This window comes from Pseudomonas sp. HLMP, from assembly GCF_046365545.1.
Taxonomy (GTDB): domain Bacteria; phylum Pseudomonadota; class Gammaproteobacteria; order Pseudomonadales; family Pseudomonadaceae; genus Aquipseudomonas; species Aquipseudomonas guariconensis_B.
Window position 1 is genome coordinate 238,857 of record NZ_JBDLLR010000001.1, and the last position, 19,418, is coordinate 258,274.

16 protein-coding genes and 1 pseudogene are annotated in these 19,418 nt (G+C 64.7%); 10 read left to right on the forward strand and 7 right to left on the reverse strand.

Annotated elements, in window-relative coordinates:
- Window positions 1–120: 120 nt before the first annotated feature.
- Genes ABFA30_RS01265 through ABFA30_RS01280 form a run of 4 tightly spaced genes read right to left on the reverse strand, consistent with a single transcriptional unit; the run spans window position 121 to window position 3,249 of the window.
- Window positions 121–864 (reverse strand): penicillin-binding protein activator LpoB, encoded by a 744-nt coding sequence (locus ABFA30_RS01265; RefSeq protein ID WP_368816219.1) that lies wholly within the window; start codon window positions 862–864, stop codon window positions 121–123.
- A gap of 3 nt (window positions 865–867) precedes the next feature.
- A complete protein-coding gene (gene lpoB / locus ABFA30_RS01270; RefSeq protein WP_225787678.1) occupies window positions 868–1,455 on the reverse strand; it encodes a penicillin-binding protein activator LpoB in 588 nt (195 codons plus the stop codon).
- Between the two features lie 21 nt (window positions 1,456–1,476).
- Window positions 1,477–1,845 carry a YcfL family protein gene (locus tag ABFA30_RS01275; protein ID WP_225787677.1) on the reverse strand — a complete coding sequence of 123 codons (369 nt, stop codon included), beginning with the start codon at window positions 1,843–1,845 and terminating at the stop codon, window positions 1,477–1,479.
- 15 nt (window positions 1,846–1,860) lie between these two features.
- Complete coding sequence (locus tag ABFA30_RS01280; protein ID WP_225787676.1) at window positions 1,861–3,249, reverse strand: COG3014 family protein; 1,389 nt, start codon at window positions 3,247–3,249, stop codon at window positions 1,861–1,863.
- Between the two features lie 212 nt (window positions 3,250–3,461).
- On the opposite strand from ABFA30_RS01280, the gene ABFA30_RS01285 reads away from it, so the two are divergent.
- Window positions 3,462–5,393, forward strand: coding sequence for a cytochrome c/FTR1 family iron permease (locus ABFA30_RS01285; RefSeq protein ID WP_225787675.1), 1,932 nt, complete (start codon window positions 3,462–3,464; stop codon window positions 5,391–5,393).
- An 87-nt stretch (window positions 5,394–5,480) separates the two neighbouring features.
- Complete coding sequence (locus ABFA30_RS01290; protein WP_410045087.1) at window positions 5,481–5,933, forward strand: YaiI/YqxD family protein; 453 nt, start codon at window positions 5,481–5,483, stop codon at window positions 5,931–5,933.
- 269 nt (window positions 5,934–6,202) lie between these two features.
- Here ABFA30_RS01290 and elbB read toward each other — a convergent pair whose 3' ends face one another.
- Window positions 6,203–6,871, reverse strand: coding sequence for an isoprenoid biosynthesis glyoxalase ElbB (elbB, locus tag ABFA30_RS01295; RefSeq protein ID WP_225787673.1), 669 nt, complete (start codon window positions 6,869–6,871; stop codon window positions 6,203–6,205).
- Between the two features lie 113 nt (window positions 6,872–6,984).
- On the opposite strand from elbB, the pseudogene ABFA30_RS01300 reads away from it, so the two are divergent.
- Window positions 6,985–7,611: pseudogene (locus ABFA30_RS01300) on the forward strand (sterol desaturase family protein); the annotation flags it as partial.
- Between the two features lie 501 nt (window positions 7,612–8,112).
- On the opposite strand, the gene ABFA30_RS01305 reads toward ABFA30_RS01300, so the two are convergent.
- Entirely contained in the window at window positions 8,113–8,757 is a 645-nt protein-coding gene (locus tag ABFA30_RS01305) for a DedA family protein (RefSeq protein ID WP_225787672.1), read from the reverse strand.
- Between the two features lie 208 nt (window positions 8,758–8,965).
- Here ABFA30_RS01305 and hemB point away from each other — a divergent pair, with 208 nt between their 5' ends.
- Window positions 8,966–9,976, forward strand: coding sequence for a porphobilinogen synthase (hemB, locus tag ABFA30_RS01310; protein ID WP_410045088.1), 1,011 nt, complete (start codon window positions 8,966–8,968; stop codon window positions 9,974–9,976).
- Between the two features lie 19 nt (window positions 9,977–9,995).
- Entirely contained in the window at window positions 9,996–12,221 is a 2,226-nt protein-coding gene (gene ppk1, locus ABFA30_RS01315; RefSeq protein ID WP_368816221.1) for a polyphosphate kinase 1, read from the forward strand.
- Here ppk1 and ppx read toward each other — a convergent pair.
- The gene (gene ppx, locus ABFA30_RS01320) at window positions 12,208–13,710 is read right to left on the reverse strand and encodes an exopolyphosphatase (RefSeq protein WP_225787669.1); all 1,503 of its coding nucleotides are present in this window, start codon (window positions 13,708–13,710) and stop codon (window positions 12,208–12,210) included. The genes ppk1 and ppx overlap by 14 nt on opposite strands.
- A gap of 246 nt (window positions 13,711–13,956) precedes the next feature.
- On the opposite strand from ppx, the gene trxA reads away from it, so the two are divergent.
- The 5 genes from trxA to ABFA30_RS01345 all read left to right on the forward strand — a co-directional run bounded on the left by trxA (window position 13,957) and on the right by ABFA30_RS01345 (window position 19,392).
- Complete coding sequence (gene trxA, locus ABFA30_RS01325; RefSeq protein ID WP_012274768.1) at window positions 13,957–14,283, forward strand: thioredoxin TrxA; 327 nt, start codon at window positions 13,957–13,959, stop codon at window positions 14,281–14,283.
- Window positions 14,284–14,510: 227 nt separating this feature from the next.
- Window positions 14,511–15,770, forward strand: a complete 1,260-nt coding sequence (rho, locus tag ABFA30_RS01330) for a transcription termination factor Rho (RefSeq protein ID WP_043212134.1) — start codon at window positions 14,511–14,513, stop codon at window positions 15,768–15,770.
- 198 nt (window positions 15,771–15,968) lie between these two features.
- On the forward strand, window positions 15,969–17,435 hold the full coding sequence (gene ubiD / locus ABFA30_RS01335) for a 4-hydroxy-3-polyprenylbenzoate decarboxylase (protein WP_225787668.1): 1,467 nt from the start codon (window positions 15,969–15,971) through the stop codon (window positions 17,433–17,435).
- Complete coding sequence (locus ABFA30_RS01340; protein ID WP_225787667.1) at window positions 17,435–18,403, forward strand: CDP-6-deoxy-delta-3,4-glucoseen reductase; 969 nt, start codon at window positions 17,435–17,437, stop codon at window positions 18,401–18,403. Before ubiD ends, ABFA30_RS01340 begins: the two co-directional genes overlap by 1 nt.
- Before the next feature lie 338 nt (window positions 18,404–18,741).
- Window positions 18,742–19,392, forward strand: coding sequence for a gamma-glutamylcyclotransferase (locus tag ABFA30_RS01345; protein WP_225787666.1), 651 nt, complete (start codon window positions 18,742–18,744; stop codon window positions 19,390–19,392).
- Window positions 19,393–19,418 lie beyond the last annotated feature (26 nt).

The following is a 19,418-nucleotide window of genomic DNA, read 5'->3' on the forward strand; positions in this document are numbered from 1 at the left end:
CCCCATCGCCGGCAAGCCGGCTCCCACAGTTTTCTCTGCATGACACATGATTTGTGAACCCCGCAGGACCCTGTGGGAGCTGGCTTGCCAGCGATTGGGCTGCAAAGCAGCCCCCAAGGCTCAGCGCAGAATTTGCGCCGGCTCATCAGGCGGCAGGTTGCCGCCGCCCGTTGGCCGCGTGGGTTGCCCAGGCAACGGGCCTCCCAGCTGCTCGGCCAACTGCTGCGCCACATCCAGGCCTAGCTCTTTCGACGCCTCCCGTACCACCCGCGGCCGGTTCAGGGTCACCCGCGCATCCTGGCTTTTCACCAGCTTGGTGTCCTGCCCCTCACCCATGGCGGTGAACGCCGAGGTGATCTCGTAGGTGCGGGTGTCGATCAGGCTGAAGTCCGCCACCACGCTCAGGCCCAGCACCGCCGAGTAGCTGTCGGTATGGTCCAGCGAGGTGATGTCGCGCTGGAAGTCGATGTCCGACAAGGTGCCGAACAGCACGTAGTCGGCCCCCTCGAAGGCACCGCTCCTGATCCGCGCGATCACGTCGTAGACGTTCTCGCTGGACGAGGCGGTGTAGGGCGTGCCCTGCACCAGCTGGAACATCCCGCTCTTGAGGATCTCGCCTTTGATATCGCCACTGAACTTGCGCAGTTCGGTCTGCTCGATATAGCTCTCCAGGCTCACATGCTCGCTGTAGCTCGCCGAGCCGCTGGCGTGGTACAGGCCGGCCTGGTGGTTGCTCTGGGCGTTGATGGTGTGGATGTACTGCTCCACACGCTCCTGGTAGGCCAGGTCGGTGACCGCGACCTTCGGGGCCGCCTGCGCGCTGAACGCACAGGCCAGGCCGATCATTGCCATCCATGCACGCATCGGTCAGCGCTCCGTGGTCTTGCGGATTTCTTTTTCGTCCATCCACTCGGCCAGGCCGCTTTCCACGTCCACCAGCTGCAGGCTGAACTTGTAGAACACGTCCTTGTAGTCGCTGCTGCGCTTGACGATGGAGCTGATCGAGCCTTCCAGGCGGTACTGGGCGGCGATCATGTTGCCGGTCTTGGCCACGGTGTTCTTCTTGTACAGGCCGCTCTGGTTCTGCAGCTTGAGCTGGTCGACCTGGCTCTGCATGTCGGTGTTGTCGCTGGCGAAGCGCGCCACGCCGGACTTCATCAGCTGGGTCTTGATCGAGGTGGTGATTTCGCGGGTATCGATGTACTCGCTGGTCTTGTTCTTCACGTCGTACACCTGCACCACCGGGCGGCCGTGCAGCACGCCGGACTGGGCCAGGGAGCGGGTCATGCTCTCGGCGATCATCTGCAGGTCGGTGGAGCCGAACTCGTTGGTCACCAACTCAACGGCCTTGCTGTCGCCGTAGCTGATGTTCTTGCCGCCAAGAACCGGCGAGGTGGTGCTGCAGCCGCTGACCAGGGCGATAGAGAGGGCGGCGAGGGTAATGCGTGCAAACATCGAAAATGCTCCTGAAAGGGGTTACCGGGTGTGGACTTCGAGGCGGAAGTCAGTCGCCTGGGGCACCGGGGCGATGGCCGGCAGGAAGCTCGCCTGCTTGCCGTACAAGGTGAGGGTTTTCCAGCTTTCCTCGTCGGCCACCGGGAACCCGTCGTTGCCCAGCCAGGCGAAGCGGTAGTACAGGGTCTGGGTACTGCGGCTGGTGTTGTTCAGCCCCACTTTGACGGTGAGGAAGCCGTTCTCGCGGGCGACGCGCATCGGGCCGATGTCGAAGTCATCCAGCTGGCCCATGGTCACCACCTTGCTGGCGGCGCTGCCCGGGGCCGGGGGCGGGGTGGCGCAGCCGGCCAGGAGGGCGGCTGCGACCAGGGCGAGGCATGTTCTGCGCATGTTCGTTCCTTGAGGTTACTTGAGGCTGGCGATGGCCTGGTCCTGGGCTTGCGGCGCGACTTCCACGGCAGGGCCGCCGGCGAAGACCTGGTTGCCGACCACGCGCAGGCTGACCACCTGGTAGGGGCGCTCGATCTTCACCTTGATCTGGCTGCCGCCGAGGCTCGACGGCAGGCTCAGACGGTGTTCGCCCTGGGCCAGGCGCACGCGGGCGACCTGGGTTTGGTTGGGCAGGGTGCGCCAGGTGCGGGTGTCGGCACCCTCGACCACGGCCGAGGCGATACCCATGGCCAGACCGGCCAGCGGGTTGACTTCGTTCATCTTCTTCTGCGCGACGCCACGGGTGATGGCACGTACGCTGGTGCGCAGGATGATGCCGGGCATGTCGTCGCGCAGGGCGCGGCGGGACATGGCGCTGGTGCTGTTGAGGGCGGTCAGCGGCTGCGCCTTGTCGTTCAGGTAGATCTCGCTGAAGTGGGCGGTGGAGGTGTCTTCCTTCATCACCGGGAACGACAGCGGGGTGATCACCAGGTTGCCATCGATCGGCAGCGGCAACGGAATGCGCACGGAGTCACGCGCCGGGGCCAGGCCGCTCTGGACCACGATCAGCACGTCGCTGTCGGTGGTCTTGGCGTCGTGCTTGTCCAGGTCCAGCAGGGCCTGCTCCAGCAACGGGGTGTTCGGGCGCAGCTCGGCGGCCTTGCGGTAGCCTGGTGCGGCCAGGCCTTTTTCGCCCAGGGCCTCGTAGACGAAACCGGAGAGGTAGTGGCTGAAGGCGCTCTGGTAGCTGTTCTTGAGGTTGACCACTTCCGGGTCGTCGAGGCTGGCGACCGGGTAGCCCTGCAGCTCCTTGAACTCGGTCTTGACCCCTTCCTTCTCGGCCTCTTCCTCGCGCTTGAGGTATTCCTTGTCGCGCAACTCGGCGATCACCGCTTCGCGCTCGTGGGTTTTCTTGATTTCGGTGCGGGCCCCTTCGAAATCGTTCTGCGCCAGCAGGTTCAAGGCCATCTGGGTGGTCAGCATGACTTTTTCGTAGTCGTAGCCTTCGTAGCGGCGCACCTTGTCGTTGACCAGGTAGCTGCCGAACTGGCTGAGGTACTTCTCGGTGTCCAGTTTTACCGACTCTTCCCAGCGGAACACCACATCGTCGGCGGCACGCCAGGCATCCTGGCTGCCTTGCAGGTCGCCCTTGGAGCGCAGCAGTTCGCCTTTTTCGAAGTAGTAGAGCAGGTCCTTGTCCTCGCCCTTGTTATTGCTTTCCAGCACGGCCAGGGCGGCATCGACGTTGCCGGCCACCAGGTGCTGGTTGGTTTGCTGCAGTTCGCTGTCGTAGCTACGGAAGGCGGCGCAGCCAGTCAGCTGCAAGGCGGCGAGCAGGGTCGCCAAGGGGAGGGCGCGTACCATCGTTGATCTTCTTTCCCTGGAACAAATGAAGGCGCTGAGCGCCGTGATTTCAAATGGCTATCAAAAAGCGGCGGGATTATAACGAAGGTTATGGCTATATGATGGCCCGTTGATCTCATTTTTTACTCGAGTGCCATCACTCAGAGAATTGTCTCAAGATTTTTCATGAAATCTGCCCGGGAGCCTTGAGCCGGGGAAAGTGGAAGTGAACAATGTTCGCTTTCGTGTTTGCGTTGAGATTGGCCATGATTTCCCGTTCCCGACTGTTCGCCTGGCTGCTCTGGCCGGTGCTGGCGCTGTGCAGCACCCTGGTGCTGGCAGAAACCCCTGCCGAGGCGACCAAGGCCTTGCACCTGCTGGGCTACATCGGCGCCGACTACCCGCCGACGGTGCGCGACGGCAAGGTGCTGGACGAGGGGGAATACCGCGAGCAGCAGGAGTTCAGCGCGGTCCTGGCCGGCCTGGTCGACGGCCTCCCGGCCCATGCCGAGCGCGAGGCATTGGTGCAGGGCGTCCAGGCGCTGCGCGAGGCCATCGACCAGCGCCAGGACGGGGCCAGCGTCGCCCGCCAGGCGCGTCAGCTGGGCGCCCGCCTGGCCGTGGCCTACGAGGTCAGCCAGGCCCCGGTGATCACGCCGGACCCGGCCCGCGGCGCGTCGCTGTATGCGCAGAACTGCGCGATCTGCCATGGCGACAGCGGTGCTGGCGACGGCCCGGCCGGTGTAGGCCTGGAGCCGCCGCCGGCCAACCTGCGCAGCACCGAGCGGCTCGACCAGCTGAGCCTGTTCGACCTCTACAACACCCTGGGGCTGGGCATCGATGGCACCGAGATGCCGTCGTTCGCCGACCAGCTCGACGAGCGCCAACGCTGGGACGTGGCGGCCTATATCGCCAGCTTCACTGCCGACCCCGAGGCGGCCAAAGGTGACCGGGCCTGGAACCTGGCCGACCTGACCCGCCAGACCCCAGCCGAGGTCGCCACCAACGAAGGTGCCGAGGCCGTGGCGGCGTTCCGCGCCCAGCGTGCCCAGCCACCGCAGGTCAAGCGCGGCCCGGCGCAACTGCTCGAGTACACCGCCAGCACCCTGGACAAGAGCCTGGCTGCCTACCGCGAGGGCGACCACGACCAGGCCTACGACCTGTCGGTGGCAGCCTACCTGGAAGGCTTCGAGCTGGTGGAGAGCTCCCTGGACAACATCGACACCCAGGCCCGCAAGGACACCGAGAAGGCGCTGATGGCCTACCGGCAGTCGCTGCAGGACGGCCTGCCGGTCGCCCAGGCCGAGCAACGCCTGGCCGAGGCCAAGGCCAAGCTCGACGAGGCGGCCAAGCGCCTGGGCAGCGATGGCTTGAGCTGGTCGCTCAGCTACATCTCCGGCCTGCTGATCCTGTTGCGCGAAGGGCTCGAGGCGATCCTGGTGCTGGCGGCGATCCTCGCCTTCCTGCGCAATACCGGGCAACAGTCGGCGGTGCGCAGCGTCAACGTCGGTTGGGGCCTGGCGCTGGTCGCCGGTTTCGCCACCTGGGCCCTGGCGGCCTACGTGATCGATGTCGGCGGCGCCCAGCGCGAGCTGCTCGAAGGCTGCACGGCGCTGTTCGCCAGCGTGATGGTGCTGTGGCTCGGCGTATGGATGCACGACCGGCGCCACGCCGCGGCCTGGCAAGACTACATCAAGAGCAGCCTGCTCAGCGGCGGTGGGCGCTTCGGCTTCGCGGTGCTGGCGTTCTTCTCGGTGTACCGCGAGTTGTTCGAGGTGATCCTGTTCTACGAAACCCTATGGCTGCAGGCAGGGCCTGCCGGGCACCGGGCCGTGCTGGCCGGCGGCGCCACGGCGCTGGTGCTGCTGGTGGGCCTGGCCTGGGTGATCCTGCGGGGTTCGGCCAAGTTGCCGCTGGCATTGTTCTTCAGCATCAATGCGGCGCTGTTGTGCGCGCTGTCGGTGGTGTTCGCCGGGCATGGCGTCAAGGCCTTGCAGGAGGCTGGTGTGCTGGGCACGCGGCCGGTGGCGTTCTTCGAGTTCGACTGGCTGGGGATCCATGCCGATGCGTATTCGTTGGCGGCGCAGGTGGTGGCGTTGCTGGCGATCATGGTGCTCTATGGACGTAGTCGTCTGGCGCAGAAGCGGCGCGCGGCAGCCGGCTAGGAGTGGGCTTGCCCGCGAATGGGCCGGACCTGACACAATATCGGCAGTGGTCCCACCCGGGGGCCTGGCTGCATAGGAATCACAGAGATGCGTGTATGGATCGATGCCGACGCCTGCCCCAAGGCGGCCAAGGACCTGATCGTCAAGTTCGCCCTCAAGCGCAAGTTCGAGGTGGTACTGGTGGCCGGCCAGGCGCAGATCAAGCCGGCGTTCGCCTGCGTGCGGCTGATCGTGGTGCCCAGCGGCATGGATGCGGCCGACGACTATCTGGTCGAGCACGCCGTGCCGGGCGAGCTGGTGATCTGTAGCGACGTGCCCCTGGCCGATCGCCTGATCAAGAAGGGTGTGGCAGCCCTCGACCCGCGCGGGCGCGAGTTCGACGAGCGCAACATGGGCGAGCGGCTGGCGGTGCGTAATCTGTTCACCGAGCTACGGGAGCAGGGCCAGGTCGGTGGCGGGCAGGCACCCTACGGGGAGCGGGAGAAGCAGGCGTTCGCCAATGCCCTGGACCGGATCCTGACCCGGTTGGCCAAGGTCTAGCCTGGCTGGCGCATTGAACCCAAGCCGCCTCAGTATTTGCAAGGCAGGCTGCGGGGCAATGTCAGTCAGTTAAGCGGCGCTTTGTCATTTTTGGGGCTACCTTGCAGCCCATCGCCGGCAAGCCGGCTCCCACAGGGTGGACTGCGGCGACCCCACATGATGCGGTTTGCACGGACAATGTGGGAGCCGGCTTGCCGGCGATGGGGCGCGAAGCGGCCCCAAATGACAACTGTAAAGTCTTAACTGACCGGCATTGGGCTGCGGGGGGCTTACTGCTCACCCTCGTGAGTCAGCTCCAGCACCCGGTCTACCAGCTTGTAGATCCCGCTGGCCGCCTCGCTGATCGACTGGGCGAGCATGTACGCCGGGGTGGTCACCAGCTTGCGCTGGGTGTCCTCGACGATGTCGTGCACATCGCATTCCTCGTGGGTGGCGCCCATCTTCACCACGGCTGCGCTGGTGTCGGCATCGGTACCGATGGTGCAGACCACGCCTGGGCCATAGATCTTCGCCGCCAGGGCCGGCGAGATGCAGATCAGGCCGACTGGCTTGCCGGCCTCGGCGAAGGCTTCGGCCAGGGCCAGCACGTCAGGGTTGACGGTGCAGTTGGCACCCTCGACGGCAAAGTTGGACAGGTTCTTCGCTGCGCCGAAGCCGCCCGGCACGATCAGCGCGTCGAAATCCTCGGCCTTGGCCTCGCGGATGTCCTTGACCTCGCCACGGGCGATGCGGGCCGACTCGACCAAAACATTGCGCGACTCGGGCATCGGCTGACCGGTCAGGTGGTCGATCACGTGCATCTGCGCGATGTTCGGCGCGAAGCACTGCACCTGCGCGCCGCGCTGGTCGAGGCGCAACAGGGTGATCACGCTTTCATGGATCTCGGCGCCGTCGTACACGCCACAGCCGGAAAGAATCACCGCAACTTTTTTCGTCATGCTCATTACTCCAGTGTCGAGGCGCTAAATGTCCTCTAGTTTGGCAGATGTCGCCATAGGGTTCTCTGTGGGCAGCGCCTAATCTTCGTGGACCACCCTGGAGATCGTTGCCCATGGACCTGATCCTGCTGGCCGTACCGTTCTTCTTCGTGCTGATCGCCGTGGAACTGCTCGCCGACCGTGTGCGCGGCCAGCGCAACTACCGCCTGGCCGACTCGATCAACAGCCTGAGCACCGGCGTGCTGTCGACCAGCACGGGGCTGCTGACCAAGGGGGTGGGGCTGGTGACCTATGCCCTGGCCTGGGAGCACCTGGCGCTGCTGCCGCTGCCGGGTACGGCCTGGTGGGTGTGGGTGCTGGCCTTCGTGCTCTACGACCTGTGCTACTACTGGCTGCATCGCTTGGGCCATGAGCGCAACGTCCTTTGGGCCGCGCATTCGGTGCACCACCAGAGCGAGGAATACAACCTCACCACGGCCCTGCGCCAGACCAGCAGCGGCTTCATCTTCTCGTGGATCTTCTACCTGCCGCTGGCGCTGCTCGGCGTGCCGCCGCTGGTCTTCGTCACCGTGGCTTCGCTGAACCTGCTGTACCAGTTCTGGGTGCACACCCGGCATGTGCCCAAGCTGGGCTGGCTCGAGTGGGTATTGATCACGCCGTCCAACCATCGCGTCCACCATGCGCAGAATCCTGTGTACTTGGATCGCAACTACGGCGGCGTGTTCATTATCTGGGATCGCCTGTTCGGTACCTTTCAGGAAGAAGACCCGCGCGAGCCGGTGGTGTTCGGCGTGACCACACCCCTGGCCAGCTGGAACCCGCTGTGGGCCAACTTGCAGTTCTATGCCCAGCTCTGGAACGACGCCCGGCGCACGCGCCGCTGGCGCGACAAACTGCGCATCTGGTTCATGCCCACCGGCTGGCGCCCGGCGGATGTGGCGGCACGTTATCCACAGGCCAAGCCCGACCTGGCGCGCTTTCGTAAATTCGAGATTCCCCTCGGGCGGGCGCAGCAGGTCTATGTGACGGCGCAGTTCGCCGCCTACGTCGCCTTGGGCAGTTACCTGATGGACGTGGACGGGCAGGTGCCGGTGGCGGCCCTGGTGCTGGGCTGGGCGGTGATGGTGTTCGGCTTGTTCGCGCTCGGCGCGGCGCTGGAGAACCGGCCCTGGGCCACGCGCCTGGAGCTGCTGCGCCTGGCGTCGAATGCGCTGGCGCTGTACCTGGCCGGCGCCCTGGGGCTAGGGACGGTCACGCTCCTGGCCTGGGCCCTGCTGCTGGGCTACAGTCTGCTCAGCCTCTGGGCCCTGGCCCTCTGCCGCCGCCTTGCGTTCCGCGCGCAGGGTGCGGAAACGCCGGCGCAGCCAGAGCAGGCCGCCCAGCACCAGCAGGCCACCGAGCACCCATAGCTCGTATTTCTTCACGTTGCCCAGCAGGCCTTCGAGGATGGCGCCGAAATGGTAGGCGGCTACGCCCAGGGCCAAGGCCCAGACCGCGGCGCCGATGCCGTTGAGCAGCAGGTAGCGGCGCGGTGAGTAGCCCGACAGGCCGATGGCCACGGGCATCACCGTGCGCAGGCCGTAGACGAAGCGAAAGCTCAGTACCCAGATGTCGGGATGACGGCGGATATGGTCCAGCGCCCGGTCGCCCATTGCTTGCCAGCGTGGCTTGCGCGCGAGGATGGCGCGGCCGTGGCGGCGGCCCATGAAGTACCAGAGCTGGTCGCCGGCATAACTGCCGAAGAAGGCTGTCAGCACCACCAGGTTGATGTCCATGTATCCGCGGAACGCAAGGAAGCCCGCGAGAACCAGGATGGTCTCACCTTCAAAAAACGTGCCGAGAAAAAGGGCAAAGTAGCCGAAATCCTGCAGGAATTGTTGAAGCATTTTCTGGGGTGCTGGCGAAATGAACGCGCAGCCTACTCCGTCATGCGCGTTCGGGAAAGTGTCCAAATGTGTCTCGACGTGAACAATTCCTACAAGGACAATGGCTGCGGCCACGGGTCACAGGGTTGCCCCAGCCTGTCATCCAAGCGTCATAATGGCCGCTTATAACTGTCGCGCTAGCCCGCCTGCGCGGGCTCAGGAGTCTGCCGTGAGCTTTACCCCCGCCAACCGCCTGTTTCCTGCTACCCGCCTGCGTCGCAACCGCCGGGACGAATTCTCCCGTCGGCTGGTTCGCGAGAACACCCTGACCGTCGATGACCTGATCCTGCCGGTGTTCGTGCTCGATGGCCAGAACCGTCGCGAAGAGGTGCCGTCCATGCCGGGCGTCGAGCGCCTGTCCATCGACCTGCTGCTGGAGGCCGCGCAGGGCTGGGTCGAGCTGGGGATCCCGGCGCTGGCGCTGTTCCCGGTCACCCCGGTGGAGAAGAAGTCCGTCGACGGTGCCGAGGCCTGGAACCCGGACGGCATCGCCCAGCGCGCCACCCGCGCCCTGCGTGCACGCTTCCCGGAGCTGGGTGTGATCACCGACGTTGCTCTCGACCCGTTCACCACCCACGGTCAGGACGGCATCCTCGATGAAGAAGGCTACGTGCAGAACGACATCACCGTCGATGCGCTGGTACGCCAGGCACTGTCTCACGCCGAGGCCGGCGCCCAGGTGGTCGCCCCCTCGGACATGATGGACGGCCGCCTGCAGGCGATCCGCGAGGCCCTGGAACTGGCCGGCCACGTCAACGTGCGCATCATGGCCTACTCCGCCAAGTACGCCAGTGCCTACTATGGCCCGTTCCGCGACGCGGTCGGCTCGGCGCTGAACCTGGGCAAGGCCAACAAGGCTTCCTATCAAATGGACCCGGCCAACAGCGACGAGGCCCTGCACGAAGTGGCCACCGACCTGGCCGAAGGCGCCGACATGGTCATGGTCAAGCCGGGCATGCCGTACCTGGACATCGTTCACCGGGTGAAGGCCGAGTTCAAGGTGCCGACCTTCGCCTACCAGGTCAGCGGCGAATACGCCATGCACATGGCCGCGATCCAGAACGGCTGGCTCAGCGAGGCCGTGATCCTCGAGTCCCTCACTGCTTTCAAACGGGCAGGCGCCGATGGCATCCTGACCTACTTCGCCGTCCGTGCCGCTCAATTGTTGAGAGGGCAATAAGGCCCTCCAGGAACGTCAGATGAATAATGAAGTGCTAACCCCTGTCGAGATCAAGGACGCCCAGGCGATCCCCGAGGAGATGGTACAGACGCCGCCGGACCTGCCGACGGCTCCGGAGCCCGCCCCCGAGGCACCGGCGCCCGCGCCGGCTCCGGCGATCGCCATCCCGAGCCTGGACGACAGCAGCCTGTACATTCATCGCGAGCTTTCCCAGCTGCAGTTCAACATCCGCGTGCTGGAACAGGCGCTGGACGAGTCCTACCCGCTGCTCGAGCGCCTGAAGTTCCTGCTGATCTTCTCCAGCAACCTGGACGAGTTCTTCGAGATCCGCGTCGCGGGCCTGAAGAAGCAGATCACCTTCGCCCGCGAGCAGGCCGGCGCCGACGGCTTGCAGCCGCACCAGGCCCTGGCGCGGATCAGCGACCTGGTGCATAGCGAGGTGGAGCGCCAGTACGCGATCCTCAACGATGTGCTGCTGCCGGAGCTGGAGAAACACCAGATCCGCTTCATCCGCCGTCGCTACTGGACGCCCAAGCTCAAGACCTGGGTGCGCCGCTTCTTCCGTGACGAGATCGCGCCGATCATCACCCCGATCGGCCTCGACCCGACCCACCCGTTCCCGTTGCTGGTCAACAAGAGCCTGAACTTCATCGTCGAACTCGAGGGTGTCGATGCCTTCGGCCGTGATTCGGGCCTGGCCATCATCCCGGCGCCGCGCCTGTTGCCACGGGTGATCCGTGTGCCGGAGGAGGTCGGTGGCCCGGGCGATAACTACGTGTTCCTGTCGTCGATGATCCACGCCCATGCCGACGACCTGTTCCAGGGCATGAAGGTCAAGGGCTGCTATCAGTTCCGCCTGACCCGTAACGCCGACCTGGCGCTGGATTCGGAAGATGTCGAGGACTTGGCCCGAGCCCTGCGCGGCGAGCTGTTCTCGCGCCGCTATGGCGACGCCGTGCGCCTGGAGGTGGCTGACACCTGTCCGAAACACCTGTCCGACTACCTGCTCAAGCAGTTCAGCCTGAGCGAGAGCGAGCTGTACCAGGTCAACGGCCCGGTCAACCTGACCCGCCTGTTCAGCATCACTGGCCTGGACAGCCATCCGGAGCTGCAGTACACCCCGTTCACCCCGGGCATCCCCAAGCTGCTGCAGAACGCCGACAACATCTTCAGCGTGGTGAGCAAGCAGGACGTGCTGCTGATGCACCCGTTCGAGTCCTTCACCCCGGTGATCGACCTGCTGCGCCAGGCCGCCAAGGATCCGCACGTGCTCGCCGTGCGCCAGACCCTGTACCGCAGCGGCGCCAACTCGGAAATCGTCGACGCCCTGGTGGATGCGGCGCGCAACGGCAAGGAGGTCACCGCGGTGATCGAGCTGCGCGCGCGTTTCGACGAAGAGTCCAACCTGCAGATGGCCAGCCGCCTGCAAGCGGCTGGCGCGGTGGTGATCTACGGTGTGGTCGGCTTCAAGACCCACGCCAAGATGATGCTGATCCTGCGCCGCGAGCAGGGCGAGATCGTGCGCTACGCCCACCTGGGCACGGGTAACTACCACGCCGGCAACGCCCGCCTGTATACCGACTACAGCCTGCTCACCTCCGACGATGCCCTCTGCGAGGACGTCGGCAAGTTGTTCAGCCAGCTGATCGGCATGGGCAAGACCCTGCGCATGAAGAAGCTCCTGCACGCCCCCTTCACCCTGAAGAAGGGCATGCTCGACATGATCGCCCGGGAGACCCAGTTCGCCCAGGAAGGCAAGCCGGCGCACATCATCGCCAAGTTCAACTCGCTGACCGACGCCAAGGTCATCCGTGCGCTGTACAAGGCCAGTCAGGCCGGCGTGCGCATCGACCTGGTGGTGCGTGGCATGTGCTGCCTGCGGCCGGGCATCCCCGGGGTGTCGCACAACATCCAGGTGCGCTCGATCATCGGCCGCTTCCTCGAGCACACGCGGGTGTTCTACTTCCTCAATGGCGGCGAAGAACAGATCTTCCTGTCCAGCGCCGACTGGATGGAGCGCAACCTCGACAAGCGTGTCGAGACCTGCTTCCCGGTGGAGGGCAAGAAGCTGCTGCTGCGGGTCAAGAAGGAGCTGGAAAGCTACCTGACCGACAACACCCACGCCTGGATCCTGCAGCCGGACGGCCGCTACGTGCGCAGTACGCCGACCGGCAACCAGAACCCGCGCAATGCCCAGGCGACCCTGTTGGAGCGCCTGAGCAACCCGGTCCTCAACGTACGCTGAGGACGAAGCCGACCCGGTCCAGCCACTGCGCCTCGTTGGCGAAGTCGGCCTGGGTCAGCGGGTGCTGTTCCAGCCAACCGTCGGGGAAAACCACGTCCAGGCTGCCTTCGCCGGCCTGCAGCACGACCTTCGGCATCTGCTGGGTACCGCGGATGTGGTGGAAGAGGATGGCGAAGCGCAGCAGCACGCACAGGCGGATCAGCTGGATGCCTTCGTCGCCGAACTCGGCGAACCGGTCCTTGGGGATGTTGCGGCGGTGGCCGCGTACCAGCAGGGCCAACATCTGCTGGTCCTCGCGGGAGAAGCCGGACAGGTCGGAGTGCTCGATCAGGTAGGCGCCGTGCTTGTGGTAGTGGTAGTGGGCGATGTCCAGCCCCACTTCGTGGACTTTCGCCGCCCAGCTCAGCAGGTCACGCCAGTTGCCTTGCTCCAGCCCCCAGGCCTCGGCGACCTGGTCGAAGGCATGCAGGGCCTTGCGCTCGACCCGCGCCGCCTGGCCCTGGTCGACGTGATAGCGCTCCATCAGCGAATTGAGTGTGCGCTCGCGCACGTCCTCGTGGTGGTGACGGCCCAGCAGGTCGTACAGCACGCCTTCGCGCAGGGCGCCCTCGCAGTGATCCATGCGTTGCAGCTCGAGGGCGTCGAAGATCGCCTCGAGGATCGCCAGGCCCGCCGGGAAGATGGCGCGGCGGTCTGGCTTGACGCCGTCGAAGTCGATCTTGTCGGTCTCGCCGAGCTTGAACAGCTTGCGCTTGAGCCAGACCAGGCCTTCGGCATTGACCTCGCCGTTGCCCAGGCCACCGGCCTTGATGGCGGCGCCGATGGCACGAATGGTGCCGGAAGAGCCGATGGCCTCGTCCCAGGTCAGGCGGTGCAGGGCGTTCTCGATGCTCATCAGTTCCAGGCGTGCGCAGGTGTAGGCCTGGGCGTAGCGCGCCGGGGTGATCTTGCCGTCGCGGAAATAGCGCTGGGTGAAGCTGACACAGCCCATCTGCAGGCTTTCGCGCAGCAACGGCTCGAAGCGCTGGCCGATGATGAACTCGGTGCTGCCGCCGCCGATGTCGGCGACCAGGCGCTTGCCAGGGGTATCGGCCAGGGTGTGCGACACGCCCAGGTAGATCAGGCGCGCTTCCTCGCGACCGGAGATGACCTCCACCGGGTGGCCGAGGATGGCTTCGGCGCGCTGGATGAATTCGTTGCGGTTGCGCGCCTCGCGCAGGGCGTTGGTACCGACGATGCGCACGGCGCCGGCGGGCAGGCCGTTGATCAGCTGGGCGAAGCGCTTGAGGCACTCGAGGCCGCGTTGCATGGCTTCTTCGCTGAGCTGGCGCTCCTCGCTGATGCCGGCGGCCAGCTGAACCTTTTCCCCCAGCCGCTCGAGAATGCGGATCTCGCTGTGGTGGGCCTTGGCCACGACCATGTGGAAGCTGTTGGAGCCAAGGTCGATGGCGGCGATCAAAGACAGGTTCTTCGCGGTGGTATGCGGCATGATCTCGATGTTCTCGGTCGATAACCCGGCAATCGTGCCACGATCGTGGACGGACGCCAACGCATGGCATTGCAAGGCTTGATGCAAGGCAAGGTGTGTTGGAATGCTATGACAGCCGTGTGACAGTTTCGATTCGCGGTGTCTTGCACAACTATAGTTACACTCAATCGGCCGTGACTTCCTGTAGGGCGTAGGTGCGGCTATGATGGGCAACGTTTTTTATTGCTTACGACCTTGGAGATTTCCATGAGCGACAAAATCAAACATGTCACCGACGCCAGCTTCGAAGCCGACGTTCTGCAGGCTCAAGGCCCGGTGCTGGTCGACTACTGGGCCGAATGGTGCGGCCCATGCAAGATGATCGCTCCGGTCCTGGACGACATCGCCGCCACCTACGAGGGCAAGCTGACCGTCGCCAAGCTGAACATCGACGAGAACCAGGAAACCCCGGCCAAGCATGGCGTGCGCGGTATCCCGACCCTGATGCTGTTCAAGAACGGCAACGTCGAGGCCACCAAGGTCGGTGCCCTGTCCAAGTCGCAGCTGGCCGCGTTCCTCGACGCCCACCTGTGATGTGAAAAGGCCCCGCAACTGCGGGGCTTTTCTTTTTCCGAGCACTAGACGCCGAAAAAAGCAAGTGTTACATTCGGCCTCGCACTGTTCCTTCAGTGCCCTCTGCACGCCGTCGCCGACGCACTCCTAATTCGAATCAGTACGCGATCCTGTCGCCATCTCGCGGCGCGGCTTCATTAAGCCAGAAGCTTAATTCTCCCTTCTTACATGATTACGTCACTCCCCTTATGAACCTGACTGAACTCAAGCAAAAGCCGATTACCGATCTGCTGGAAATGGCCGAACAGATGGGCATCGAAAACATGGCCCGTTCGCGCAAGCAGGACGTGATTTTCGCCCTGTTGAAGAAACACGCGAAAAGCGGCGAAGAGATCTCGGGTGACGGCGTGCTGGAGATTCTCCAGGATGGTTTCGGTTTCCTGCGTTCGGCGGATGCATCCTATCTGGCCGGCCCTGACGACATCTACGTCTCGCCCAGCCAGATCCGTCGCTTCAACCTGCGCACCGGCGACACCATCGTCGGCAAGATCCGTCCGCCGAAGGAAGGGGAGCGCTACTTCGCCCTGCTGAAGGTCGACACCATCAACTTCGACCGCCCGGAAAACGCCAAGAACAAGATCCTGTTCGAGAACCTGACGCCGCTGTTCCCCAACGAGCGCCTGAAGATGGAAGCCGGCAACGGTTCCACCGAAGACCTCACCGGCCGCGTCATCGACCTGTGCGCCCCGATCGGCAAGGGCCAGCGCGGCCTGATCGTCGCCCCGCCGAAAGCCGGCAAGACGATCATGCTGCAGAACATCGCGGCCAACATCACCCGCAACAACCCCGAATGCCACCTGATCGTGCTGCTGATCGACGAACGTCCGGAAGAAGTGACCGAGATGCAGCGCACCGTGCGCGGCGAAGTGGTCGCCTCGACCTTCGACGAGCCGCCGACCCGCCACGTGCAGGTCGCCGAGATGGTGATCGAGAAGGCCAAGCGCCTGGTTGAGCACAAGAAGGACGTGGTCATCCTGCTCGACTCCATCACCCGCCTGGCCCGTGCCTACAACACCGTCATCCCGAGCTCCGGCAAGGTGCTGACCGGTGGTGTCGACGCCCACGCCCTGGAGAAGCCCAAGCGCTTCTTCGGTGCCGCCCGCAACATCGAGGAAGGCGGTTCGCTGACCATCATCGCCACCGCGCTGGTCGAGACCGGCTCGAAGATGGACGAGGTGATCTACGAAGAGTTCAAGGGCACCGGCAACATGGAGCTGCCGCTGGACCGCCGCATCGCCGAGAAGCGCGTGTTCCCGGCCATCAACATCAACAAGTCCGGTACCCGCCGCGAAGAGCTGCTGACCGCCGACGACGAACTGCAGCGCATGTGGATCCTGCGCAAGCTGCTGCACCCGATGGACGAAGTCGCTGCCATCGAGTTCCTGGTCGACAAGCTCAAGCAGACCAAGACCAACGACGAGTTCTTCCTGTCGATGAAGCGCAAATAAGCACCACCGCACAGTGAATTGGGGCTGCTTCGCAGCCCTTCGCGGGCAAGCCCGCTCCCACAGGGATTGCACGAACCTGGGGGAGCGGGCTTGCCTGCGAAGGGCGCGAAGCGGCCCCAAGTCATTTTTGGCCATTGGGCCCTGAACGGCGCTACACTCTGCAACCCCGACCGATACGGCCAACCACGAGGCTCATGCATGCAGTATCGCGACCTGCGCGACTTCATCCGAGGCCTGGAGCAGCGCGGTGAACTCAAGCGCATCCAGGTTCCGATCTCCCCCGTCCTGGAAATGACCGAAGTCTGCGACCGCACCCTGCGCGCCAAGGGCCCGGCGCTGCTGTTCGAAAAGCCCACGGGCTTCGACATACCCGTGTTGGGCAACCTGTTCGGCACCCCGGAGCGGGTGGCCATGGGCATGGGCGCCGAGTCGGTCGACGAACTGCGCGAGATCGGCAAGCTGCTGGCCTTCCTCAAGGAGCCCGAGCCGCCGAAAGGGCTGAAGGATGCCTGGTCGAAGCTGCCGATCTTCAAGAAGGTCGTGTCCATGGCACCGAAGGTAGTCAAGGACGCGGTGTGCCAGGAGGTGGTGGTCGAGGGCGAGGACGTCGACCTGACCCAGCTGCCAATCCAGCATTGCTGGCCGGGCGACGTGGCGCCGCTGATCACCTGGGGCCTGACCGTCACCCGTGGCCCCAACAAGGACCGCCAGAACCTGGGTATCTACCGCCAGCAACTGATTGGCCGCAACAAGGTCATCATGCGCTGGCTGAGCCACCGTGGCGGCGCCTTGGACTACCGTGAATGGTGCGAGAAGCACCCCGGCCAGCCGTTCCCCGTGGCGGTGGCGCTGGGGGCTGACCCGGCGACCATCCTCGGTGCCGTGACCCCGGTGCCGGACACCCTGTCCGAATACGCCTTCGCCGGGCTGCTGCGTGGCAACCGCACCGAGCTGGTCAAGTGCCGCGGCAGCGACCTGCAGGTGCCGGCCACTGCCGAGATCATCCTCGAAGGCGTGATCCACCCGGGCGAGACCGCACCGGAAGGCCCCTACGGCGACCACACCGGCTACTACAACGAGGTCGACACCTTCCCGGTGTTCACCGTCGAGCGCATCACCCACCGCCGCAAGCCGATCTACCACAGCACCTACACCGGGCGTCCGCCGGATGAGCCGGCGATCCTCGGCGTGGCGCTGAACGAAGTGTTCGTGCCGATCCTGCAGAAGCAGTTCCCGGAGATCGTCGACTTCTACCTGCCGCCTGAGGGCTGTTCCTACCGCATGGCGGTGGTGACCATGAAGAAGCAGTACCCGGGTCACGCCAAGCGTGTGATGCTGGGCGTGTGGTCGTTCCTGCGACAGTTCATGTACACCAAGTTCGTTATCGTCACCGACGATGACATCAACGCCCGTGACTGGAACGATGTGATCTGGGCCATCACCACGCGCATGGACCCCAAGCGTGATACGGTGATGATCGACAACACGCCGATCGACTACCTGGACTTCGCGTCGCCGGTATCGGGGCTGGGGTCGAAGATGGGCCTGGACGCGACGCACAAGTGGCCGGGCGAGACTACACGCGAATGGGGCCGCGCCATCGTCAAGGACGAGGCCGTCACCCGCCGTATCGATGAGCTGTGGGATCAGTTGGGAATAGATTGATGCAGGTAACCTTGCAGCCGTCCGGAGCGGTACTGGCACTCGAACCCGGGGAAAGGATTCTGGATGCGGCACGGCGCCTGGGCTATGACTGCCCGAGCAGTTGCCGCAACGGCAACTGCCATGCCTGTGCGGCGTTGTTGGTGGAAGGGCGCGTGCGCCAGGATGGCCAGGTCCGCGATCATGGCGAGCTGTTCACCTGCATCGCCGAGCCGCTGGAAGACTGCGTGCTGCTCTGGGACGGTGTGCTGGCCCTGGGCGAGCTGCCGGTGCGCACGTTGGCCTGCACCCTGAGCGAGTGCGTGGAGGTAGGCGGCGATGTCTGGCGCGTGCGGCTGCGCACTCCAGCCGGCAAGCCACCACGCTATCACGCCGGGCAGTACCTGATGATCGAGCGTGAGGGCGCGGGCAAGGCGGCCTTCTCACTGGCCTCGGCCCCGCATGCCGGGCGCGAGCTGGAGCTGCATGTGCTGGTGCGGGAGAACAGTGCCCGCCAGTTGATCGAGCAACTGCAGCGTGACCGCGTGGCACGTATCGAACTGCCCTTCGGTGATGCCCACCTGGCCGAGCTGCCCGATGGCCCGCTGGTGCTGATCGCCGCTGGCACCGGCATGGGCCAGATGCACAGCCTGGTCGAGCACTGCCGCGCCCAGGGTTTCAAGCACCCGGTGCACCTGTACTGGGGGGTGCGACGGCCTGAGGACTTCTACCAGATCGAGCACTGGGACGAGTGGGAGCGCCTGCCGAATCTCTTCCTGCACAAGGTGGTCAGCGACCTGTGCGGTTGGGAAGGGCGCTGCGGCTTGCTGCATGAAGCCGTCTGCGAGGACATCGGCGACCTGAACCAGGTGCATGTCTATGCCAGCGGTTCACCGACCATGGTCTACGCCACTCTCGATGCCCTGGTCGAGGCTGGCATGGATGCCCACCGCATGCGTGCCGACGTATTCGCCTACGCGCCGCGCGGTTGAAGATGAACGGCTCGCCGCAATGGCGTGCCGTGCTTAATAACCAAAGTTGCCAACGAAGAGTATAAGCCGCTTATTGTTGCTGCGCGGGTTAATAACTTTCACGCGGCTCGAAACAATCGGCACCAATGGTCGGAAGTGTGCACTAAACTTGTGGCGAGGGCTTGAAGTGTCGATGGCGTCTGTCTTACGTTACAGACCAGTTCTCGACGCAGCTCCCATGGCGCCAGGCTCGCCCGCATCCGGGCGAGAGCCGGCATGCCGCGAAACATGGCTTTCTGAATGTCCAGGAGTTGCAGGGCAGCACTTCGATAGTTCACGTTGAATAATGGCGGCAGCGCATGTCGGCACTTGAAAGTTCACCCTGGCAGATCACCTATCCACCGTCGCTCGATTTCGGCCAGCAACTGACCCGCGAGCAATTGCTCAACTCCATGAGAATGACCATGGCGCGCCACGAAGGCGGCCCGGTGTGGTTGTTCGCCTATGGTTCGCTGATCTGGCGGCCGGAATGCAATGCGGTCGAACGCCAGCGAGCCCGGGTGCATGGCTATCATCGCGGCCTGTACCTGTGGTCGCACGAACATCGCGGCACGCCGGAGTGCCCAGGGTTGGTGTTCGGACTCGACCGTGGCGGCTCGTGCAGCGGGTTCGCCTACCGCCTGGACGAGAACGGCCTGGAGGACTCGTTGCTGGCCCTGTGGCAACGGGAGATGCCCTACCCCGCGTATCGGCCTCATTGGCTCAATTGCCGGCTGGGCGATGGCAGCAAGGTCCAGGCCCTGGGCTTCGTCCTGGAGCGGCATCTGCCGTGCTATGCCGGTAATCTGCCGGATACCCTGTTCAGCCAGATCCTGGCCAGTGCCAAGGGCCGCTTCGGCAGTACCCGCGAGTATGTCGAGCAGACCTTGAACGCCTTGCGCCACCACCAGATGCCGGATCGCAACCTGGAGGCGCGGTTTCGACGCTGCCATAACCTGCGCGAGGTCTGACAGGCCGCTTTGCGGCCCGTCGCCGA